Source organism: Vibrio maritimus, from assembly GCF_021441885.1.
Lineage (GTDB): Bacteria > Pseudomonadota > Gammaproteobacteria > Enterobacterales > Vibrionaceae > Vibrio > Vibrio maritimus_B.
The window spans coordinates 292,223-311,538 of the sequence record NZ_CP090440.1 but is presented as its reverse complement, the minus strand read 5'-3'; the positions used below and the strand labels follow the sequence as shown (position 1 = coordinate 311,538).

Below are 19,316 nucleotides of genomic sequence, written 5' to 3'. Positions count from 1 at the left end.
AAATCAATGACGAACGAGTTCAAATGAAAACATTTTGCTCCGGAAATCATCTTGTAGAGCATTCGATGGTACGGCACTACTCTAATGAGTTGCGCCAACCTCAGCGATATGCTGCAAGAGCGGGGGAACTCAGTAAATCGTTCGATTATCTACCGTTGGTTTATTGAGTTTTCGCCGCTACTTCCTAAGAAAATGAAGCGTTATCAAATGATTAATGTAGACTCTTCCTAGCAGCTGGATGAAACTTACGTCAAAGTGAAAGGTAAATGGCTTTACCTTTATCGAGCCATCAATAAGCACGGCCAAGCACCGGATTTCTATTTCTCTCATAGACGCAATCGCCACTCAGCCTATCAATTCCTTAGACGTTGTCTGCGTTATTACCCTCTATTACCCTCTAGAAAAACAGCCGAAGACTTTAGCACGGGAGCGCTCCACTTTAATGAATCGTTTGTTCAATGTTGAGGTGATTTTTAGCTAGAAATGGAAAGTGAATAGTCGAGGCTCGCCTCTCATCATTTTTTGCAACAAGCCCTGAATTGTTGAAATATTTTGAATCCATGACACAGTTTATGGCGGGCTAGATTGTTGCACTTAATGTTCTTCGCTAGTGTCCGATTAAGTCTTCTGTCGTAGTAAGGTTTTTGAGTTGTTCCCCCTAGTAAAGCGTCGCGCATTTAAATCGAGCCTCTGTTTGCTCACACTTTCATTGCTTTCTGCATGTGGTGGAGAGGGGGACTCGGGAGGTGAACCTAATCCATTGACACAAGATCAACGCTACGACCTTCTCTATCGCTCTACATTTGGTCCGAAGCCTAATTCTTATCAAGAATTAACCGACCTCGGCTACTCAAAATGGCTTAATAGGCAGCTCGCTATGGCTCCGAGCTTGCACTTAACCCGCCTCAAACAGTATCCACTTGAGGATGGGCGAGACAGTTACAACCAATCTGATCGCGTGTCAGTATGGTGGGATCTTAGCTTGAATGCCCCCGATCAACTTAGGCAACGAGTCGCGTTCGCCCTCAGCGAGATCTTCGTGATTTCGCGATACGGCGCTAGCTTAAATGGCCGCGTTTTGGAGATGACCAGTTATTATGACATGCTCATCACACACGCATTTGCTAATTATCGAGAGTTGATTGAATCGGTGACCCTGCATGCTGCCATGGGGGATTACTTGTCGATGATGGCAAATCAAAAGGCAGACCCTGAGAGTAATCGTTATCCTGACGAAAACTATGCGCGCGAAGTGATGCAACTGTTTAGTATCGGTCTGTATGAGCTAAACCCAGATGGTTCGGAGAAGCTTGACAGCCAAGGGCAGTTGATTCCAACGTATTCGCAGGATGATATTGAGAACCTGGCTCGTGTGTTTACTGGCTGGCACATCGCTGAGAAAAACCATCCTAATTGGTGGGGCTCTAAAGATGGCAACTGGTTGTTGCCAATGGTGGCGTATCCAGAACGTCATGATTTTGAAGAAAAAGTGGTGATGGGAGAGGTGTTTGCTCAAGGTCAGACCGCCGAACAGGATATGGCGCAGGCCATGGATATGTTGCTAAACCATCCAAACACAAGTCCATTTATCAGTCGCCATCTTATCCAAAGGTTAGTGACATCTAATCCTTCTCCTGCGTATGTCGCAAGAGTGAGCGCACTGTTTGACGATAATGGTAGCGGCGTGAGAGGCGATCTTAAAGCCGTAGTCCGTGGGATCCTTACTGATAGTGAGGCACTGAATGGCGGCGATCGCTCACCCGTTAAGATGAAAGAGCCCCTAATTGCGATGACCAATTTTTTCCGAGCTCTCGAGGCGAAATCCGCTGATCCTTCTGGACGTTTTCACAACTCGATCAACACCTTTGGAGCGTATGGGCAGTCGCCGCTCGGCTCTCCAAGTGTGTTCAATTTTTTCTCGCCAGATTATGCCCCGAACGGGGAGATAACCGATGCAAATGATGTAGCACCTGAATTTGAGATATTGAGTTGGAACAACTTCATCCTCACTAACAACCAGCTTTGGTCGGCAACGGGCAGGACAAATTACAACGGAGAAGATAATCCAGCGCGCATCGTCATTAATACCGCACCGCTAGAAGCGATAGCCAATGACCATGAAGCATTGATTGAAGAGATTGAAAGGCGACTGCTTTCTCAAAGAATGAGTGAGCCACTTAAAGCGATTGTCCTAGAGGGGTTGGAAGATCTTCGTGATACGCAACAAAGCTTGAAGGTCCGTAATGCTCTCTACACCGTCGTAACCAGTCAAGAATTTCATATTGAGGAGCTTGCACAATGATTTCACGTCGTCAATTGTTAGTGGCTATGGCGTCGACACCACTTGTTTCGATATTGGGTACTGGCACTGCACATGCTCTACCAAACAGTGATTACAAGGCACTGGTTTGTGTGTTTTTATTTGGTGGCAATGATGGCTTTAACATGTTGGTGCCCAGCGATAACGCACACTATGACGAGTACGCGACCGCTCGTCCTGCTATTGCTATTCCGCAAGCATCCTTATTGCCGTTGTTATTAAGTACTGGCTCTAGCTTGGCATTGGGATTACACCCATCGATGATCGAGATTCAAAGCCTGTTCAATAGTGGAAAAATCATTCCTATTGCCAACAGTGGCGTGTTGATTGAGCCTTCGACAAAAGAAGGTTTGAAAGACGGCACAAATGCTATGCCTCCGTTTTTGTTCTCACACAACTCACAGCAAACAGAATGGCAGCGGGGTTGGTCGGGCAGCACGACAACACTTGGCTGGGCCGGACGGTTGATGGATGTGCTCAGTAGCGATTCTGATGAGATTAGTCCAACGTTTAGTCTCAATGGTTATGCTCAGCTACTCAATGGCAGCGTACAAAGTGCAAACCTCATTAATGCCTCATCTCTGCCAAAAGTGAATGCGGTCAGCAATGCACAGCGCCGTAAGAGTTTTGATCAAGTGATGAGCCTCTCCCCATTGACGGCATTTGGTCGAGAGTTTGACCGAGTTAAGGGTGATTCCATTTCAATACGAGATCAGCTAGCCACTGCCATTGAGTCTGTTCCTGAAGAGGAACATTTTCCAGATATTTCTCTGTCTCAGCAATTACATACAGTCGCAAGATTGATTAAATCGAGTGACCAACTTGGGCACCAAAAACAAGTCTATTTTGTCGGCTTCGGTGGCTTTGACACCCACGCCAACCAACTGGAAGACCACGCCCAGCTAATGAGCGCATTAAGCCAATCGTTAGCAGCCTTCAATCAATCAATGGAAGCCGCAGGGCTTGGTGATAAAGTCACAACGATGACAATGTCCGATTTCGGAAGACGTTTAGCGAGCAACGGTACCGGTACTGACCATGGCTGGGCCAGCAATCACCTTATAATGGGCGGCGCACTAAATGGCGGCCAGTTATATGGACAGTGGCCATCATTAATCCTTGATGGAGATAATGATTTTAATAAAGGGCGAATGATACCGACGACGTCTGTTGAACAAATTGGAGCGACGATTGCCAAGTGGATGGGAGTAAATAGTAAAAGTTCGATGGACTATATCTTCCCAAACCTCGCTAATTTCACAGTTCAGGATTTAGGCTTTTTGAGGTCATGAGGTCATGAGGTTTGATGGTTTATTAGATTTGTCATGGTGAGAGTTGCCTGAGGGTCATCGACTAGAATAGATGTATCTTAGACAAGAAATAGACAGTATTAGGTGTTAACGCGGGCTTGTTGCAAAAATGTAGCAAAGGCTCAGAATTTCGTCTTTCTCCATCTAATCAGGCTTTTCAATGACTAATCCCGAATTCAAATGGAAACACTTTGCTCCTGAAGTCATCTTATGGTGTTTGCGTTGGTATGGTTCAACTCCAATGAGCTATGTTAACCTCAGTGACATGCTGCAGGAGCGAGGAATTTCGGTTAATCGCTCGATGATTTATCGTTGGTTCATTGAGTATGCCCCTGCATTACGCAAGAAATTACGTCGTCGTCAACTCATCCGAGCCGACTCTTCGTGGCAGCTTGGTGAAACCTATGTCAAAGTGAAAGGAAAGTGGCATTATCTGTACAGAGCTATCAACAAACAAGTTGATACACTGGACTTCTATTTTTCCCACAAACGTAATAAAGACTCGACTTATCAGTTCCTGAAACGGTGTCCTCGCCACTATCCAACGGAGCTACAGCCCCAAACATTAAACACCGGCAAGTAAAGTACCTCAACAATGGTATCGAATCCGATCATGCTCCTATCAAGAAGCCCGTAGTAGGCACTGGTGGCTTTAAAATTCGAAAGCGAGCCTAGTCAACCATTCAAGGTTTCGAATCGCTAAGAATGCTGAATAAGGGTCAGCTAGATTTTTGGTTAAGAACCAATGAGCCAAATACTTTAGCACGGGAGCGGTCTGCCTTTATGAACCGTTTGTTCAATGTTGTGGTGATTTTTAACTAAAATGGAAGATACATGGTCGAAGAATGCTTCCCACTATTTTTTGCAACAAGTCCGTTAGGTTGGTGTTCTCCGTTAGGTTGGTGTTCATTAATATTAGGAGAGTTAGCCCTACCAGGGTGAGTCTTATCTCTAATGAGGTTTGTTATAAAAATTTTATATATCTACTTGTCATAATGTAAGCGCTACTCTGCTTTTCGTTAATAGGGTACTGTCAAGTTTAATGACGTCCTTAATGACATTCCTAGCAAAAGGAGGCTGTATTCCTCTGTACACATAAATCGCCCCTAATTGCCGCGATGGTGCTCTGTCGAGAATCTCTTCCATTTTATGGGGATAGAAGGCGCCTATTCTGGGTGTGTGATTACGAATTACAGACCTCTTGCATATGGGACTCTATGCCCCACTGGCTTTTTAAACGTTGAAAAAATGTTGCCCAATAACGTTTCCAGTATAGCTGGATTAGTTTATTTTTTAAGGAAGTAGTCTATGAATAAAAGCAAAATTGGTCTTGCCATTCTTACGGTAGGGACACTTGTTGCGTGTAATAACAATCCATCCGATAATCAAAATGATAATTCATCCGGTTCTCAGGCTAATCCCAATTTAACAGCCCCGGCAATGAATGTAACCGCTCAAAAAGACTACATTGAAAGCACTCTAATGGATGCACGAGCCAATTCCGTTTTTTCGCATGACATAGATTGGAACTATCTGACAGATAAGTTTAACCGTAACCTCAAAAGTTATCGTCTAATGTTAGATAATGTCTCTTTAGACGCTGAGAGTACATCCTACCCGGGTTATAGTGATCTTAATAAATACAACCCAACTACTGTCTATACAGAGGCCGGGAATGTTGTAAAATTTACCGATGGAAGTGGTCGATACGGCGTGTTCCAAAATAAATGGTGGACACAAGGCGACACGCCAAGCTTTAAAGACCGTTCTGGTCCGTGGAGTTTTATCGCTCAAACTGATGGAGATGGTCGTTATCTTAGTGAATCTGAAACCACTATAGAGTGGGATCAAACAGCGATATATAATGCCAGAGATAAAGTCATTCATTATATTGACGACACTAAATACAATTTTAAAGCGAAATACTGGACAAAAGGTGATGCACCAATTTTAACAGAGAGCAGTGGTATAGCCGGGGTGACAGCACAAGATTGGACGTCCCCTTGGGAGTACGTTGAAGAATTATCAACTGATATTCCCACGCCAGATGAACTACCAGATCTTGATGAAATCACACCTCCAATCTGTTATGAAGATTGCGACGATACAACAAGCCCTGGAGACCCTACACTACCGCCAATTATACCAGAACCAATTGACCCTAACACAGATCCAACAGAGCCACCGATTGAGCCAGAAAAACCGGCATTAGAACCTGATACGAACTTACCAGAATCTGGTTACGCATTCTTGAGAGAGCTAACTGCGGAGCACTGGGATTGGTTTTTTCCAATGCGTTCAGGGAGATACAATCCTGAAGGAGGTACTCGCAATACAGAACCGTTTGCTAAAGCAGATGGTTCTACCGATATATTCACTCTTGATGCTTTTAAAAATGCTGTAACTGAATACAATGCTTGGGCAGCATCTAAAGGGTATAAACAGTTCCTAAATGAAGGGACTAAATCTCAGCAAGCATTGGAGTTTCTATCTTTTTGGGCTAAATCCTCACGTGAGACTTCCGGTTCATGGAGTAACGCCCTCGCGCCATGGATTGTACAAGAACAAGACATTGAAGGTGACATTTGGAAAGGCGCATTATATTGGGTTGAAGAGGTGGGTTATACCACCGATGAAAACGGTATGAGTACAGCCATCAACTATGTAGATTCAGGCTCTGCGTATAGTCCTTATCCAAATCGCTCATACTACGGTCGAGGTATTATTCAGCTTTCTTGGAACTATAACTACGGTGCATTTAGTGAGTGGTTATACAGCAATGGATTAATGAAAGGGTTGATAACCCATAAAGATACGTTATTAGAAAGACCAGACTATGTTGCAACAAATGGCTCACTTTCAATTCTATCAGGGATCTGGTTCTGGATGACCCCGCAAGGTGCTAAACCTTCATCCCACGATGTCATTTATGGTGATATGACTCACGTATCAACATACAGCTCAGAGCAAGGTTTACCTCAACGTAATGATGGAGGTAATATTCCTACGGAGGAAGGCGAATCTCATAACGAATCTGTTATTGCATATAGATTGGGGACAGTGACCAATATTGTAAATGGTGGCCTAGAGTGTAACCAAGCTGCTAAATGGCACTCTGGCCCAGTTCAGCGAGTCGCTTACTTTAATGCTTATGCGCAATATATGAATAATGAAATGCCGAATCTGAACGTTCCATTAGTAACACAAGGTATTGATGTCTGGGCTAAAAAAATCACTGAAGCCGACCATGATGACTTGAGAATGGCAACTTGCTTTGCTCAAAAAAGTTACTATGGTTGGTAGGGGTTTAAATCCAATATAAAGTAAATTGCGTTTTGTCATCTCGTCTAAGAAGTGATCCTCTATTTTTGGATATCGCTTTAAATGATGGATCTGTTTTGGGTGCGTCCAAAAGTACCGGAGCAGAATTCTTTCTAGGCGAGATGTTATCAGTACAAGGGCAGGTTCGAAATGAAAATGGTAATTTTCATGATGTTTCTTCTTATTTATGGGAGATTAAAGCAGATGATGCAAGTGTTGTCAGCGCGAACAATAACTCGGTTGTATCCGGTGGGTCTGCAATAGTAAAAGAGTTGTCTCAAGAACTAACGTTAAAGGATTATATTTCTTTTAGTCAGAGTATTAGCGGAGGAATGGATGAGTCTGATACTAGCTAGACTGATTCTCTAGATTCTCAGTGCACAGACATTAGTGGCTATCGTTTAGAACCCTCATTAGCTAAGTATAGTGCTTTAGCAAGAGGGTACTTAGTTATGTCCTAACTGGGGTTTTGCGCCCATTTCAGCGAAAAGTCCAATGTGAGCCTACAGCCCTTTATTTATAAGGGATGACGGGAATGGCTTATTTTCTAATATCCTTCTTAGGCCACCAGTTCGACCATGCTCTCCTCTCTCCAAGGCTCTAAGTTCTCAAGTAGTTTCTCTAGAACGATATTGTCTTTCTGAATACCAAAGGTGTAATTACCGGCAAGTTGGATATGACGCCATGCGACTGGAGATAAACCCGCTATCAGATTCACCACTTCCTGATTACCTTCTTGCTCAAACTTCTCAATCAGACTGGATAGCAAGGCCGAGTTATAATAAATGATGCAGTTAGCAATAATTCTCGCACAATCATTCCATTGATCTATCTGATAATCATTGCCTCCACGGAATTGATTTCCATTGATTGACGCAATAGCTCGACGTAGTTGGTGGTAGGCTTCGCCACGGTTCAAAGCTTGCTGGACAAACTGTCGCAGGACTTTATCGTCAACATAATCGAGTACATAAAGGCACTTAATGATTCGGTCATACTCTCTAAATGCGGCTAATGTTCGACTGTTCCGTTTGCCATTCGACAGCTTGGTAATGATCGTACTTTGTGTCGTTGTCTTACGACTTAATGAGCAAATGATCCTTTGAATATTTTCCCACTCACGTTTGATTAGTGAGGTGTTAAACGGTCGGCGCAGCTTTAATGATACGGCTTCTCCATGCTCTATTTCGAACAAATCATGGAAGACATATTTAAATTTGGCGTATCGTGGCGCGAATTGGTAACCAAATAAGTCAAGGATCGCAAAGTTGACGTTATTGACCCCATGAGTATCGGTTGCTAACGCTTTAGGCTGAATATCGCTGCTATTGTTATAGAGCAAATCAAAAGCATGATGTCCTTCATACTCGTTAGCTGAAATGATCTTGGTGTTGATTGGCACATGGTTTGACACCAACGTTAGGGCGGATACCCCTTTACCCTTACGGAAGTATTTTGCTGAAAATCGAGCTTTGAATGTATTGATACGGCAGGCATGCTTTTGACCATCAATACTAAAGGGGGTGGACTCATTGAGGGATTGTTGCAAAAAATGCAGTAAAGACTCAGAATTTGTTCTTTCCCCATCTAATCCAGCTAGTTAATGACTCACCCCGAATTCAAATGGAAACACTTCGCTCCTGAAATTATCTTATGGTGCATTCGTTGATACGGTTCAACTCCAATGAGCTACGCTAACCTCAGTGACATGCTGCAAGAGCGAGGAATTTCGGTTAACCGCTCAACCATTTATCGTTGGTTCATTGAGTATGCCCCAGCATTACACAAGAAATTACGCCGTCGTCAATTCATCCGAACCGACTCTTCGTGGCAGCTCGATGAAACCTATATCAAGGTGAAAGGAAAATGGCATTACCTGTACCGGGCTATCAACAAACAAGGTGAGACTCTGGATTTCTATTTCTCTCACAAGCGTAATAAAGACGCGGCTTATCAGTTCCTGAAGCGGTGTCTGCGCCACTATCCAACTGAGTTACATCCACAAACATTAAACACCGCCAAGCATTCCTCCTATGCTCATGCGATTGCCCGCCTAAAGAAGGAAGGACGACTGCGAGAGGATGTCGAGCAACGGCAAGTAAAGCCTCTTAATAATGGTATTGAATCCGATCACGCCCCCATCAAGAAGCTCGTTGTAGGCACCGGTGGTTTCAAAATACGAAAGCGAGCCTGGTCTACCATTCAGGGATTCGAGTCATTACGGATGTTGAACAAAGGGCAATTTGATTTCTGGCTACGTCATGATGAACGTGGAACCCTTGTGCGGGAGAGATCCGCCTTCATGAATCGTCTATTCAATGTTGAGATAGTTTTCCAGTAATCGTTAAATCTACGTTGGATAGATCTGGAGCCTTTGATTTTTTGCAACAATCCCTCTCATATTATAATATCATTTCGTTTTCTGCTAATTATTATATAGTTTCATAGTGAGATTTTTAGGTTGACTCCTATTTAATGGAGGTTGAAAGACATCGAGCTTATTAGAGTCAGATTACTAGAAAGCTAACTAAATCGACTACAACGATAGTCCTAAATCAGCATTTATATTTGACTATGAGCGAAGCTTATTATAGCCCCTTATAAAGAGGGGCTATATATTAATGTAGTCCATTTAGAAATTATCGGTTAGGTTCCCCATGCTTCCAGTTCGGCAATACCAACAAAACCTTGGTAGTCTGGTCTAGCGTCCGTATTACCTAAATGGGTAATCCTAATAGATTTGACATCGGACACTAGTCGGTAGGAGCTTGTATAGACCCAGTCATAATCCTGTTCGGTTAATGGCGTTAAAGTCTCACTCAAGATACTTGATTGACCGTTAGAATCAATCGCTTCAATCTTAAGCATATATTGACGCCAACTTGTATGTGGCAAACGATATCGAAGTAAAGAAATCGTCGACTTTCGAGTAAAGTCCATTTCGAAACTAACGCCTTTACCTTTTCCTGACCATTTAGTGTTGACGTTTCCGTCAATTGCATATTTGGCCCATTGTTTTCTGTGTTCGTGGCTAGCCCGTACTTCTGAAACAGGAAGTAGCTCATCTTCAGGGACTGCGCTTCCTTTTAGAAAGCCAAGATTTCGAGGAAACTCTCGAACAGCATTTGGAAACACTTCATTTAACACAGTATCAGAAGCTCCAAACCAACTAGCAAGTGTCATTGCCATTGACTCATGTGCAACAGTCGCTTGTAGACTTGTTCCCGCTTCCAACATGTTTTCAAACTCACCGTAAACTCTACCACCATTTACAGCTCCGCCTAAAACTAATTGATGCCCACCATGACCGTGATCAGTACCACCGTTAGAGTTATTGTGAGTTGTACGACCAAAATCTGACATAGTAAATGTTGTTACGTTTTCTCCTACGCCACTTGCAATCAAGGCCTCCGTAAATTCCGTTAGAGCGCTATCTAGTGTAGAGAGCAAGCCATTGTGACGACTCAACTGGTTGCGATGTGTATCGTAACCTCCTTGTTGGACAAAGAAAATGTGTCCACCAATCCCCATTTTTTCGCTAGCATCAATAACACGCTTCACACCACGTAACTGGCGACTAAGACTACTGCTACCACTAATGTTATCGTCCAAATCAACAGAGTCCATGATCGCGGTATATTCGTCATATGCGTCAAAAAAGAGATCAAATTCAAAAGCATACTGAGATTCAAACGGGCAATCCCTGTGTTCTTGCTCTATATATTCTCTAAACAGTTCCTCCCCTTTTGGACTATGTTTGAAGAAATCCAAGTGCATGAACTCGCCATCTTCGTTGATTCTTTGGCTGGTAGTTTGTCTACCCGCTAAGAGGCGATTAGATGCCGTAGCGACTGTTTCAGGTAAAACATGCCCCTCTGATAGTATGTCCATGATTCCACCGCCCCATCCAAAATCATGGAGACTTCGTTGCTCGTCGTCACTGTAACTACTTTGCCATGCAAGTCTCATAGAGTTGTGACGGCGTGAGCCAGGGGGACGAGTATTACTATCAAGCATAGGACCAACATTGATGATAGATGTTGCTAGTCCTTGCTGCATCAGGCGCTGGACACCCTCCATTGCTGGATGTAGACCAACTTCTACATCATTGTTATCACGACAGTCTGTTGGTAGTAGTTCACCTTTAGAGTAAGCGATATCGGGCCGCTTACTTAAATAGGCGCTGTGCATTGCCCCAGAATAGGGGATAACCATGTTGGCGGAATCATTTCCTCCATGGAGCAATACACACACCAGTGCTCTATAATCTGATTGCGTACTGTTTGCCCATGCACTTTTAGGTATCGCAATAGAGATTGGAGCTACACTTGAAACTGCTAACGCTGAAGTCCCCTTCAAAAAACTTCTTCTAGTAATACTCATGAAATCATCCTTGTACGTAATATTCTGGTGACATAACCGTCATCCAGATCACTTTCCACAAATTTTCTTTGTTAGATACAAATGCATCGAACATCGATGAAATGTAATTGAGAGTTTTAGGCGAAGCGTCAAAATTGAAGAACCGCTTGTTCAACTCGTCGATAAACTGGGCTTTATTCTCTGCATTGAACAGGGCAGCAAGCTCACTAGCTTGAAGCCAAAGCCACTTGTCCGAACGACTGCTTACGTCAGTACCATCAACGATTAAATGATCTTTCAATTTGTAGCTCATGAGATTACAAATAGAAGCCAAGTCTGCGGCTGTCATGATTTCGAATTCGGGACCTATTAGATTATTGTCGGCCAATGGCCCCAAAGGTTGGTAATCAAAGCTGTAAAAATTGAAAACACTGGGAGCTGTCAAAGGCCCTTGCATGAAAGGTCCACTTTTACTGTACTGAGATCGATATCCAAAACCAATTGATGTATCTTTGTGGTGTGGGTACCCTTTGCCCATCTTCGCATCTAAAGCTCTACACACTGAAGAAAAAGCCAAAATAGGCTCCTTTGCTTTTCTTTTGGATTTAGAAGTGTTCAAAAACTCCGAGTCAGTGATGATAGCCTTAACTACCTCTCCGAGGTCACCTTTAGAGCTTCTAAATGCCGAAGAGACCCGATATACATACTCAGAACTAGGGTTTGATGATACGAGTTGACGGATGAGATGACGTGAGACCAACACTGCTGTTTCGTCTAGACTAACTAACTTATCCACAACAAAACTGAGTTCTTGTTCAGCGGTCTGACCTGCTGGAATTGATTCGCCGAGCCAGAACTTCTCGCCTTCGTCATGATCACCTTCAACGTTGATCATATCTTCGATTCGGTACTTATCTTTTACTTTCCAACCGGTAAATACACGTGCTAGCTCTTCTATATCTTCTTGACTGTGTGAAGAAATAGGCTTTCCATCACCATCGAAGATAAGGCTGCCATCTAGATTTACCTTCCAATCTCCTAGAGTAAATAGTTGCATTATCTCGCGGGCATAGTTCTGGTCTGGTAAATCATCTCCTGAAGCGGGTAAATTTCCGTCAATTGTTAGATATATCCCCATAACCGAAGACTTACTGATGGAATACAAGATATCTCGATAACTACCAAATGCATTATTTACCAAGATATCATAATATTTTGCTAACCCTGCAGCATGGTCATTCTCATCTAAACCAGCTTCTTTTTCTGATACAACTAGCAATTGGCTTAGAGCAAATGCCACGCGTTGACGGAGCTGATCTTCACAGTTGACTATTAGGTCCCACCACGCATTAATTCGATAGTTGATATGTTCTTGTCGATTGCCACTTATATTTTCTCTGTAACTTTGAATATAGCGATATCTATCATAATGACTTGAAGAATCAAGTCTAAACTGATTCGTCAGCCATGCGTCAAGCCCAATGAACTGTAGTTCTTCTATATTCTCAATAGTGGGCCCAAATGTCGTACGTTGTAAAACGCGTGAAGCGTCGGAAAAACTTAGTTTCACTTTTTACTCCTTAAGAGATATTAATAAATCGTTTTAAGTATTAGATGTATTAACTTCGAAGCACTATAATGCTTTTAATTATTAAAGGTTAACACGGCTACAAAAAGCCAACCATTAATTAATGCAACCATGAGACACTGCCTCCAGATTAACCAATTATATTTTTGTTATAGTAATTACAAACGAAGTTACACAGGAATTAGACACCCTATGTTCCCGAATCTTTACTCAATAAGTACTTATTCGCTAATAAAATCAAGACTAAGCAACGAACAGATTCAACCAAATAGTAAATTTATGACTTGGACACCAACCTCTAACTTCTCAGGAAAAATCATTTTATAATCTTTGATATTTTTGTATATTTAGTCAATGAATTTGTGGAAAGCGTAGTTTATATGTCATATTAACTGACGCAATCAAGACTAGAAAATAAAAGGACGTAAAATGGGTGGTATAAACATTTGGCAACTTCTTATAGTTGCCACTATCATTGTAGTACTGTTCGGAACTAAAAAACTTCGCGGGGCAGGAGGTGACTTAGGAGAAGCAATTAGGGGTTTTAAAGATGCTATCAAAGACCAAGAGACAACATCTAATTTAAATATTAGAAATACAGAGCTTCAAAATGGTAGTAACGATAAACGAGAGATTGACTTTTGAACAAATAGCAAAAAAAGTATGATAATTGTTTGACATAGTTTTTGGGGAGCTAATTGTTGTATTTTTAATGGGTTTGATAATATTAGGTCCTGAACGTTTAGCTATAATAGTTCGTTTTCTACGTATAAAAAATGATTCATTCAACCGTTAACAACGTCAAGTCGAAGATGTTGAAGTGGATTTTAATAAAGTGACGACAAACTCTCAACGGTCTGAAAAGATGATTAGAAGCAATTTAAATAAGTAACTTCATGATAAAACGTCTGATTGCTCAAAAAACTTTAAGTATCAATTGATGTAGATAGTACGATAATAATGATATCACTCAAAAATAGCTTACCTATAATGTCACGTCTTGTCGACTTAAAAAACTGTGTTTTAAGATCTTTCGTTTTTGTACTTACAGTGTATTTGATGCTATTTGGTCATTCAAGCTACATATATGAGGTTATATCGACACCATTTATTCTTTACCAAGCCTGATTGTTTGTAGCTCCTAGTGGCTTTGTTGCCGAAATCGAATGAACTAAATTAGAATCTTACGATCAGATCAGGGACATTCATTCACTGACTCTGATTTCATGCCGAAGCCTTGCTATAAAACCACCAACTGGCGCAAGTACAACAACTCTCTAGTCAATCGAGGTTCACTCACGTTTTGGATTGACGAAGAAGCAATAACCGAGTGGAAACAATCTAAACAGCACAAGCGTGGTAGACCGCGATTGTTTAGTGATTTAGCTATCACCACCGCTCTCATGGTCAAGCGTATCTTTTCCTTGTCCTTAAGGGCGCTACAAGGTTTTCTAGACTCAGTATTTAAATTGGCGAATGTCCCATTGGGTTGTCCTCACTATACCTGTATAAGCCGCCGAGCTAAGGATGTAGAGGTTGATTTCAAAGCCTCAACACGACGTACCATCCAACACCTGGCCATTGATGCCACTGGTCTCAAGGTATACGGTGAGGGAGAATGGAAAGTGAAAAAGCATGGAACTAATGGCAAGCGTCGAGTCTGGCGTAAACTCCACCTTGCGGTTGATACAAATACACATGAAATAATCGCCGCAGAACTAACTCTATCAGGTGTGACCGATGCGGAAGTGCTCCCCAACCTACTCAAGCAAACACGCCGCACCATTAAGGAAATCTCGGGAGATGGTGCATACGATACCAAAGAGTGTTACAGAGCGATTAGGGTTAAGAAAGCGACACCTTTGATCCCTCCACGTGAGGGTGCAGCTTTCTGGGAAAAATGTCATCCACGTAATTTGGCAGTTGGCTGCCAAAAGCTCTATAGCTCGAACAAAAAGTGGAAACAGAAGTATGGTTACCACAAGTGGTCATTGTCGGAGACCGCTATGTATCGCGTAAAACAACTACTAGGCGCTTCACTCACGCTTCGAAATTACAACGCACAAGTTGGTGAGGCTTACGCCATGATCAAAGCACTCAACAAGTTAACTGGGATAGGTATGCCTGAAACTCAGTATGTTGTTTAAAATAGGAACTATTTAACTAGCGTTCACTCTTTCGCTGAATTCGGCAACAAAGCCGGCGATTACTGGTAAATTACTTCTACAGTGAATAGACGATTCATGAACGTGGATCTCTCCCGCACTAGAGTTTTACAATCATCATGACGCAACCAAAAATCAAACTTGTCTTTGTCCAACATCCGTAATGATTCAAATCCTTGAATGGTTGACCAAGCTCGCTTTCGGATTTTAAAACCGCCAGTGCCAACGACTAGCTTCTTGATTGGCGCGTGGTCGGATTCGATACCATTATTGAGATACTTCATTTGCCGTTGTTCGACATCCACTCGGAGTCGTCCTTCTCTCTTCAGTCGAATAAACGCATTACCACCAAAGCCAGAAAAAACATCACTTTCGATTCATCACGGGCCGAGTCTATCGGTCACAGTGATGTGTTCTGGGCGCTCTCTTACGCGCTCTCCGCCGAGCAGCTGTCCTATGAAGAGGAGAGTAGCATTAAGGCTTACCATAATGGATATCAACATTGTAGATGGACCCATCTAACAAGACCCATCGAGCGTGATAGCGTTCGGCAGCGTCGAAACGGTCAACTTTTCCCAGGCATACAACACGTTTAAACGCGATACCTACGTGAATCATTTTGGCTATTCTGAGGCCCCATCTCAAAGCGTTTTTTGTGCGACTTGCTCACCTTGAACTCGTATCGCGGCGCGGGTGAATCTTATTATGGACTCGTTTGTGCTGACGTCATATATCCGTGAAGCCAGCAGTGGATCCCAATGGTTGGACACATAAGGCTAATTCCTTAAGTGGTTGATCCAGCTCATGCAGCGTATCTCTGCCTGCCAAAATAGACTTCATCAGGGGTAAGGTCATTGAGTCCTTGATGGTTACGCTCTTCATTATAAAACACCATGTAGTGACCTATTTCAGGCTTCACCATGATTGTTCAATGAAAACGTCGTCGAGCCAGCGGCCTTTTCCGTCCATACTGATCCATATACCATGCTCGAGCAACTTCTGCGTGAACTCAGAGCTGGTAAACTGACTGCCTTGATCGGCGTTGAAGATATCAGGTGGTCCGTAGTATTGAAGTGCCTCTTCGAGAGCCTCGATACAAAAGCTTGTATCCATGGTGTTCGAGAGGCGCCAAGACAACACCTTACGGCTATACCAGTCGACAATGGCAACAAGGTAGAGGAACCCTTTAGCCATCGGGATGTACGTGATACCAATAGCCCAAGCTTGGTTCGGGTAACTAACTTCGATATCACGCAACAAGTAGGGATAAACCTTGTGTGCTTTGTTCGCCAGTGTCGTTTTTGGCTTGGGATAAGTCGCCCCAATTCCCATATTGCGCATGATCCGAACGATACGTTTTCGATTAATATAGTGGCCTTTTTTAACCAACTCAGTTCGAATTCGGCTACTGCCCATGAACGGATACTGAAGGTGAATTTCGTCAATCATACGTCGCAATTCAACCTCCTCAGTGGAGAGTCCTGTGCGCTGATAGTAAGCTGTAGAGCGAGCAATATTGAGAAGCCTGCACTGACGCTTTATCGGTAGTTAGGTGGATTTATCCAGCGAACTCTTTCGCTGTGCTCGATCTAACGACCGAGCACTTTCGCCAAAAAATCATTTTCCATGGTCAGCTGGCCGATCTTAGCGTGAAGTTTATCCACTTCTTCGGAATTGTCTTTGCCCAACTGACTTTCAGAGGCAAAGATCATGACTGCATTTTCAAGCAGCTCTTTCTTCCACGTAGATATCTGGTTAGGGTGCAGGTTGTACTTCTGCGCTAACTCAGCGACAGTTTTATCGCCTTTAACTGCAGCAAGTGCCACTTCTATATTGACCCATTAACTAGGGTACATATCTAGTGCATCTGATGGTAACCCTCGAACATATTTTAAATGCGCCATCACCTTTTCATCTTCGGCTTTGAGATACCCAAATTGGTTAGCATTAGCTACTGAGATAGCCGCTTTTCTGAATAAGTTTGCTATAACGAAGAGTGCATCCCATGCTTCCTCGATATCCGATCCACTGTACGAGCCTTTGAGCATTTGCCAGTATTCTGGACTTAAAAGCTTCGAATAGTATTTTCCATACTTACCTGAAGAAACGGTGTAGCCAGTTGTATCACCAATATGCCAATCAAGCATCTTGAATAATGGTTCTCGTAACACCTGTTCATGGATGTGTTTTGCGTAAGTTATTTCTTTGCGCCATAGGCCTTTAGCCACATACGTACTCACCCACCAAAATTCATTGCAGCAATCAATAAACTCCTTACGTGAAGGTTTAATAGGTAGGTGATCTTTATTGCTGGGACTTTCTAAATATTGAAATGCCAAGTCTTTGTCCAATAAGACTTGGCTAAGGCTTTCATGCTTAAACTGATGTATTGTTGAGAGCTGATACAAGGTTAGATCTAAGCGGTTGCCATCACTGAACTGCATTAAATAAGAAAAGCTCCCATCCTTCTTTGGAGGAGGGTAAATCATATCTTCAGGCATCTGCATTATCATGATTTCACCGAATAGGTCAATCCATGAGTGATCCTTAGTAAAATGCTCGATATCAGATACCACATACAATATATCATAGTCTTGGAATATATCTTTGGGTGCTTCAGGGTTAATTTTTGAACCATTCATGATCACAGCACGAATGCGCTCGCTATTCTTTGCCGTTCCCATGATTAATTCCAGCATTTGCTTCTCAGTACGCATGAATACCTCAGTTATAGACTAGAGATGTAGTGGCCAACGAAACTGTATGAGCTTCTAACATTAGCTAATATTGGTCAACACGACCGTGCCTGTTTAGTGATGAGCAACTACTCTAAATAGAAAAGGGGCATGCGACGTGAAGATAATTGCTGTTTTGCTAGGTGTAGGGTTGATTTTTGGATGTTTAAAGGTTTCTCCTGATGAGATACATTCTCGCTTGTTAGCTTGCTATGACTGCCAAATGATGCCTCAGGACAGTACCTCCACAAAAAAAGTATTTTTTGGACTAATGCAGGTGATTTCATTGGACAAGTCGGGGAGGTCTACGGAGGTTTATAAGGTAACTGCTGCTAGTTTGTCTGAGGGTTCGATAGGTAAAACAGAATGTGTAGTTTATATCCAAGAAGCTCTAAACTACCTTCAAAATCAGTGAAAGCGCGTGAAAGTTAAACGATGATGTTTCGAATTGATTATCGATTGTTAGTAGTTTGAGTAAGAGTCATAGGTAAGTGGTTGAAGGGGCAGCATTGCAAACCGTGAAACTAAATAAATATCTCATTGATAAATAATATATAAAGCTTGAATGCTGCGTTGGTAGGGGATTGTATTTGAAGTGTGGGGCGTTGGAAAGGATTATATTGCCCTTATCGTTTGCTTTGTGATGTCACTTTGTTTGTGAGCTCTGCAAGTGCTTATTGAGTTTGTTTTGCTAAGCTTGACGGGTTATTGGAGGCCAAATCATTGAAGTCCGTATAGGGTTTCATACTGTCTAAAGCTTGAAGTTGCTCTTGGCTTAGCAAGTGCGTTTTGTCCATCGCTCCTTTTGTTGCTTTCACGTGATTTCGGTAGTTCTCAGGAGTAATCGGCTCCAGGTGGGCTGGATAGTACGCGCTATCAGGAAACGATGGAAACACAGCTTGCCCTCCAACGGCTTCTAATGCTTTGGCTTTACCAGCATTGATATCTCGCGTCATCTCCAGGTGGCGATCGGGTTCTGTCGCAAAGTTTAGCGTTATCGGTTAAGATTTACGCAGTCTTTGCTTAAACTCTGAACCTTAATGTTTAAAGGTTGCCACTTTCCATCAGACGTTATTCTCGAAACTGTTCGCTACTACCTCGCTTACAAACTCAGTTATCGTGAAATTGAAGAGATCCAGAGGGAGCGTGGAGTGAAGGTGGATCATGCTACCATTAACCGTCGGGTGATAAAATTTGCACCAGTTTTGGAACATAAAGCCAGGCTCAAAAAGAAGCAAGTCGCTGATTCATGGCGTATGGATGAGACCTACATCAAAGTGAAAGGAGAGTGGTTCTACTACTATCGAGCGGTCGATAAGTTTGGAGACGTCATTGACTACTACCTCAGCCCTAATCGCGATGAGGCGGCTGCCAAAGCCTTTCTGAATAAGGCGATAGCTCAACATGGTTTACCAGATAAGGTGGTGATTGACGGCAGTAAAAGTAATTACGCGGCACTCGATGCAATGAATGTGCAGCTCTGGTTGACGGGTTTCTTCATGTTGTCATTGAGGG

General features: G+C 42.7%; 11 protein-coding genes and 7 pseudogenes. 11 read left to right on the top strand and 7 right to left on the bottom strand.

What is annotated here, in order from left to right:
* Nucleotides 1-45: 45 nt before the first annotated feature.
* The 6 genes and pseudogenes from LY387_RS26880 to LY387_RS26855 all read left to right on the top strand — a co-directional run.
* Nucleotides 46-408 (top strand): annotated as a pseudogene (locus LY387_RS26880) (DDE-type integrase/transposase/recombinase); the annotation flags it as partial.
* 286 nt (nucleotides 409-694) lie between these two features.
* Nucleotides 695-2,302 (top strand): DUF1800 domain-containing protein, encoded by a 1,608-nt coding sequence (locus LY387_RS26875; protein ID WP_234497992.1) that lies wholly within the window; start codon nucleotides 695-697, stop codon nucleotides 2,300-2,302.
* Nucleotides 2,299-3,612, top strand: a complete 1,314-nt coding sequence (locus LY387_RS26870) for a DUF1501 domain-containing protein (RefSeq protein ID WP_234497991.1) — start codon at nucleotides 2,299-2,301, stop codon at nucleotides 3,610-3,612. The genes LY387_RS26875 and LY387_RS26870 overlap by 4 nt, the downstream gene beginning before the upstream one ends.
* Before the next feature lie 178 nt (nucleotides 3,613-3,790).
* Nucleotides 3,791-4,452: pseudogene (locus tag LY387_RS26865) on the top strand (IS6 family transposase).
* Nucleotides 4,453-4,938: 486 nt separating this feature from the next.
* The gene (locus LY387_RS26860) at nucleotides 4,939-6,933 is read left to right on the top strand and encodes a glycoside hydrolase family 19 protein (protein ID WP_234497990.1); all 1,995 of its coding nucleotides are present in this window, start codon (nucleotides 4,939-4,941) and stop codon (nucleotides 6,931-6,933) included.
* A 32-nt stretch (nucleotides 6,934-6,965) separates the two neighbouring features.
* A complete protein-coding gene (locus LY387_RS26855; RefSeq protein WP_234497989.1) occupies nucleotides 6,966-7,307 on the top strand; it encodes a hypothetical protein in 342 nt (113 codons plus the stop codon).
* 203 nt (nucleotides 7,308-7,510) lie between these two features.
* Here LY387_RS26855 and LY387_RS26850 read toward each other — a convergent pair whose 3' ends face one another.
* Nucleotides 7,511-8,500, bottom strand: coding sequence for a transposase (locus LY387_RS26850; RefSeq protein WP_234497988.1), 990 nt, complete (start codon nucleotides 8,498-8,500; stop codon nucleotides 7,511-7,513).
* Between the two features lie 54 nt (nucleotides 8,501-8,554).
* Here LY387_RS26850 and LY387_RS26845 point away from each other — a divergent pair.
* Nucleotides 8,555-9,292 (top strand): annotated as a pseudogene (locus LY387_RS26845) (IS6 family transposase).
* A gap of 305 nt (nucleotides 9,293-9,597) precedes the next feature.
* On the opposite strand, the gene LY387_RS26840 reads toward LY387_RS26845, so the two are convergent.
* Together LY387_RS26840 and LY387_RS26835 are read right to left on the bottom strand one after the other, a co-directional pair.
* Nucleotides 9,598-11,334 (bottom strand): DUF1501 domain-containing protein, encoded by a 1,737-nt coding sequence (locus LY387_RS26840; RefSeq protein ID WP_234497987.1) that lies wholly within the window; start codon nucleotides 11,332-11,334, stop codon nucleotides 9,598-9,600.
* Between the two features lie 4 nt (nucleotides 11,335-11,338).
* On the bottom strand, nucleotides 11,339-12,883 hold the full coding sequence (locus LY387_RS26835; protein ID WP_234497985.1) for a DUF1800 domain-containing protein: 1,545 nt from the start codon (nucleotides 12,881-12,883) through the stop codon (nucleotides 11,339-11,341).
* A gap of 447 nt (nucleotides 12,884-13,330) precedes the next feature.
* Here LY387_RS26835 and tatA point away from each other — a divergent pair, with 447 nt between their 5' ends.
* From tatA to LY387_RS26820, 3 genes and pseudogenes are all read left to right on the top strand, one after another.
* Nucleotides 13,331-13,546 carry a twin-arginine translocase TatA/TatE family subunit gene (gene tatA / locus LY387_RS26830; RefSeq protein ID WP_234497983.1) on the top strand — a complete coding sequence of 72 codons (216 nt, stop codon included), beginning with the start codon at nucleotides 13,331-13,333 and terminating at the stop codon, nucleotides 13,544-13,546.
* Nucleotides 13,547-13,571: 25 nt separating this feature from the next.
* Nucleotides 13,572-13,661 (top strand): annotated as a pseudogene (locus LY387_RS26825) (Sec-independent protein translocase TatB); the annotation flags it as partial.
* A 466-nt stretch (nucleotides 13,662-14,127) separates the two neighbouring features.
* Nucleotides 14,128-15,048 carry an IS5 family transposase gene (locus LY387_RS26820; RefSeq protein ID WP_234497982.1) on the top strand — a complete coding sequence of 307 codons (921 nt, stop codon included), beginning with the start codon at nucleotides 14,128-14,130 and terminating at the stop codon, nucleotides 15,046-15,048.
* A gap of 59 nt (nucleotides 15,049-15,107) precedes the next feature.
* Here the strand turns inward: LY387_RS26820 and LY387_RS26815 are convergent.
* The 4 genes and pseudogenes from LY387_RS26815 to LY387_RS26800 form a co-directional block, all read right to left on the bottom strand.
* Nucleotides 15,108-15,410 (bottom strand): annotated as a pseudogene (locus LY387_RS26815) (DDE-type integrase/transposase/recombinase); the annotation flags it as partial.
* A gap of 458 nt (nucleotides 15,411-15,868) precedes the next feature.
* Nucleotides 15,869-16,898: pseudogene (locus LY387_RS26810) on the bottom strand (IS3 family transposase).
* A 9-nt stretch (nucleotides 16,899-16,907) separates the two neighbouring features.
* Nucleotides 16,908-17,783: an aminoglycoside 6-adenylyltransferase gene (locus LY387_RS26805; RefSeq protein WP_234497981.1), complete on the bottom strand. Its 876-nt coding sequence runs from the start codon at nucleotides 17,781-17,783 to the stop codon at nucleotides 16,908-16,910.
* A 692-nt stretch (nucleotides 17,784-18,475) separates the two neighbouring features.
* The gene (locus LY387_RS26800; protein ID WP_234497980.1) at nucleotides 18,476-18,757 is read right to left on the bottom strand and encodes a hypothetical protein; all 282 of its coding nucleotides are present in this window, start codon (nucleotides 18,755-18,757) and stop codon (nucleotides 18,476-18,478) included.
* A gap of 84 nt (nucleotides 18,758-18,841) precedes the next feature.
* On the opposite strand from LY387_RS26800, the pseudogene LY387_RS26795 reads away from it, so the two are divergent.
* A pseudogene (locus tag LY387_RS26795) lies at nucleotides 18,842-19,312 on the top strand (IS6 family transposase); the annotation flags it as partial.
* Between the last annotated feature and the right edge of the window lie 4 nt (nucleotides 19,313-19,316).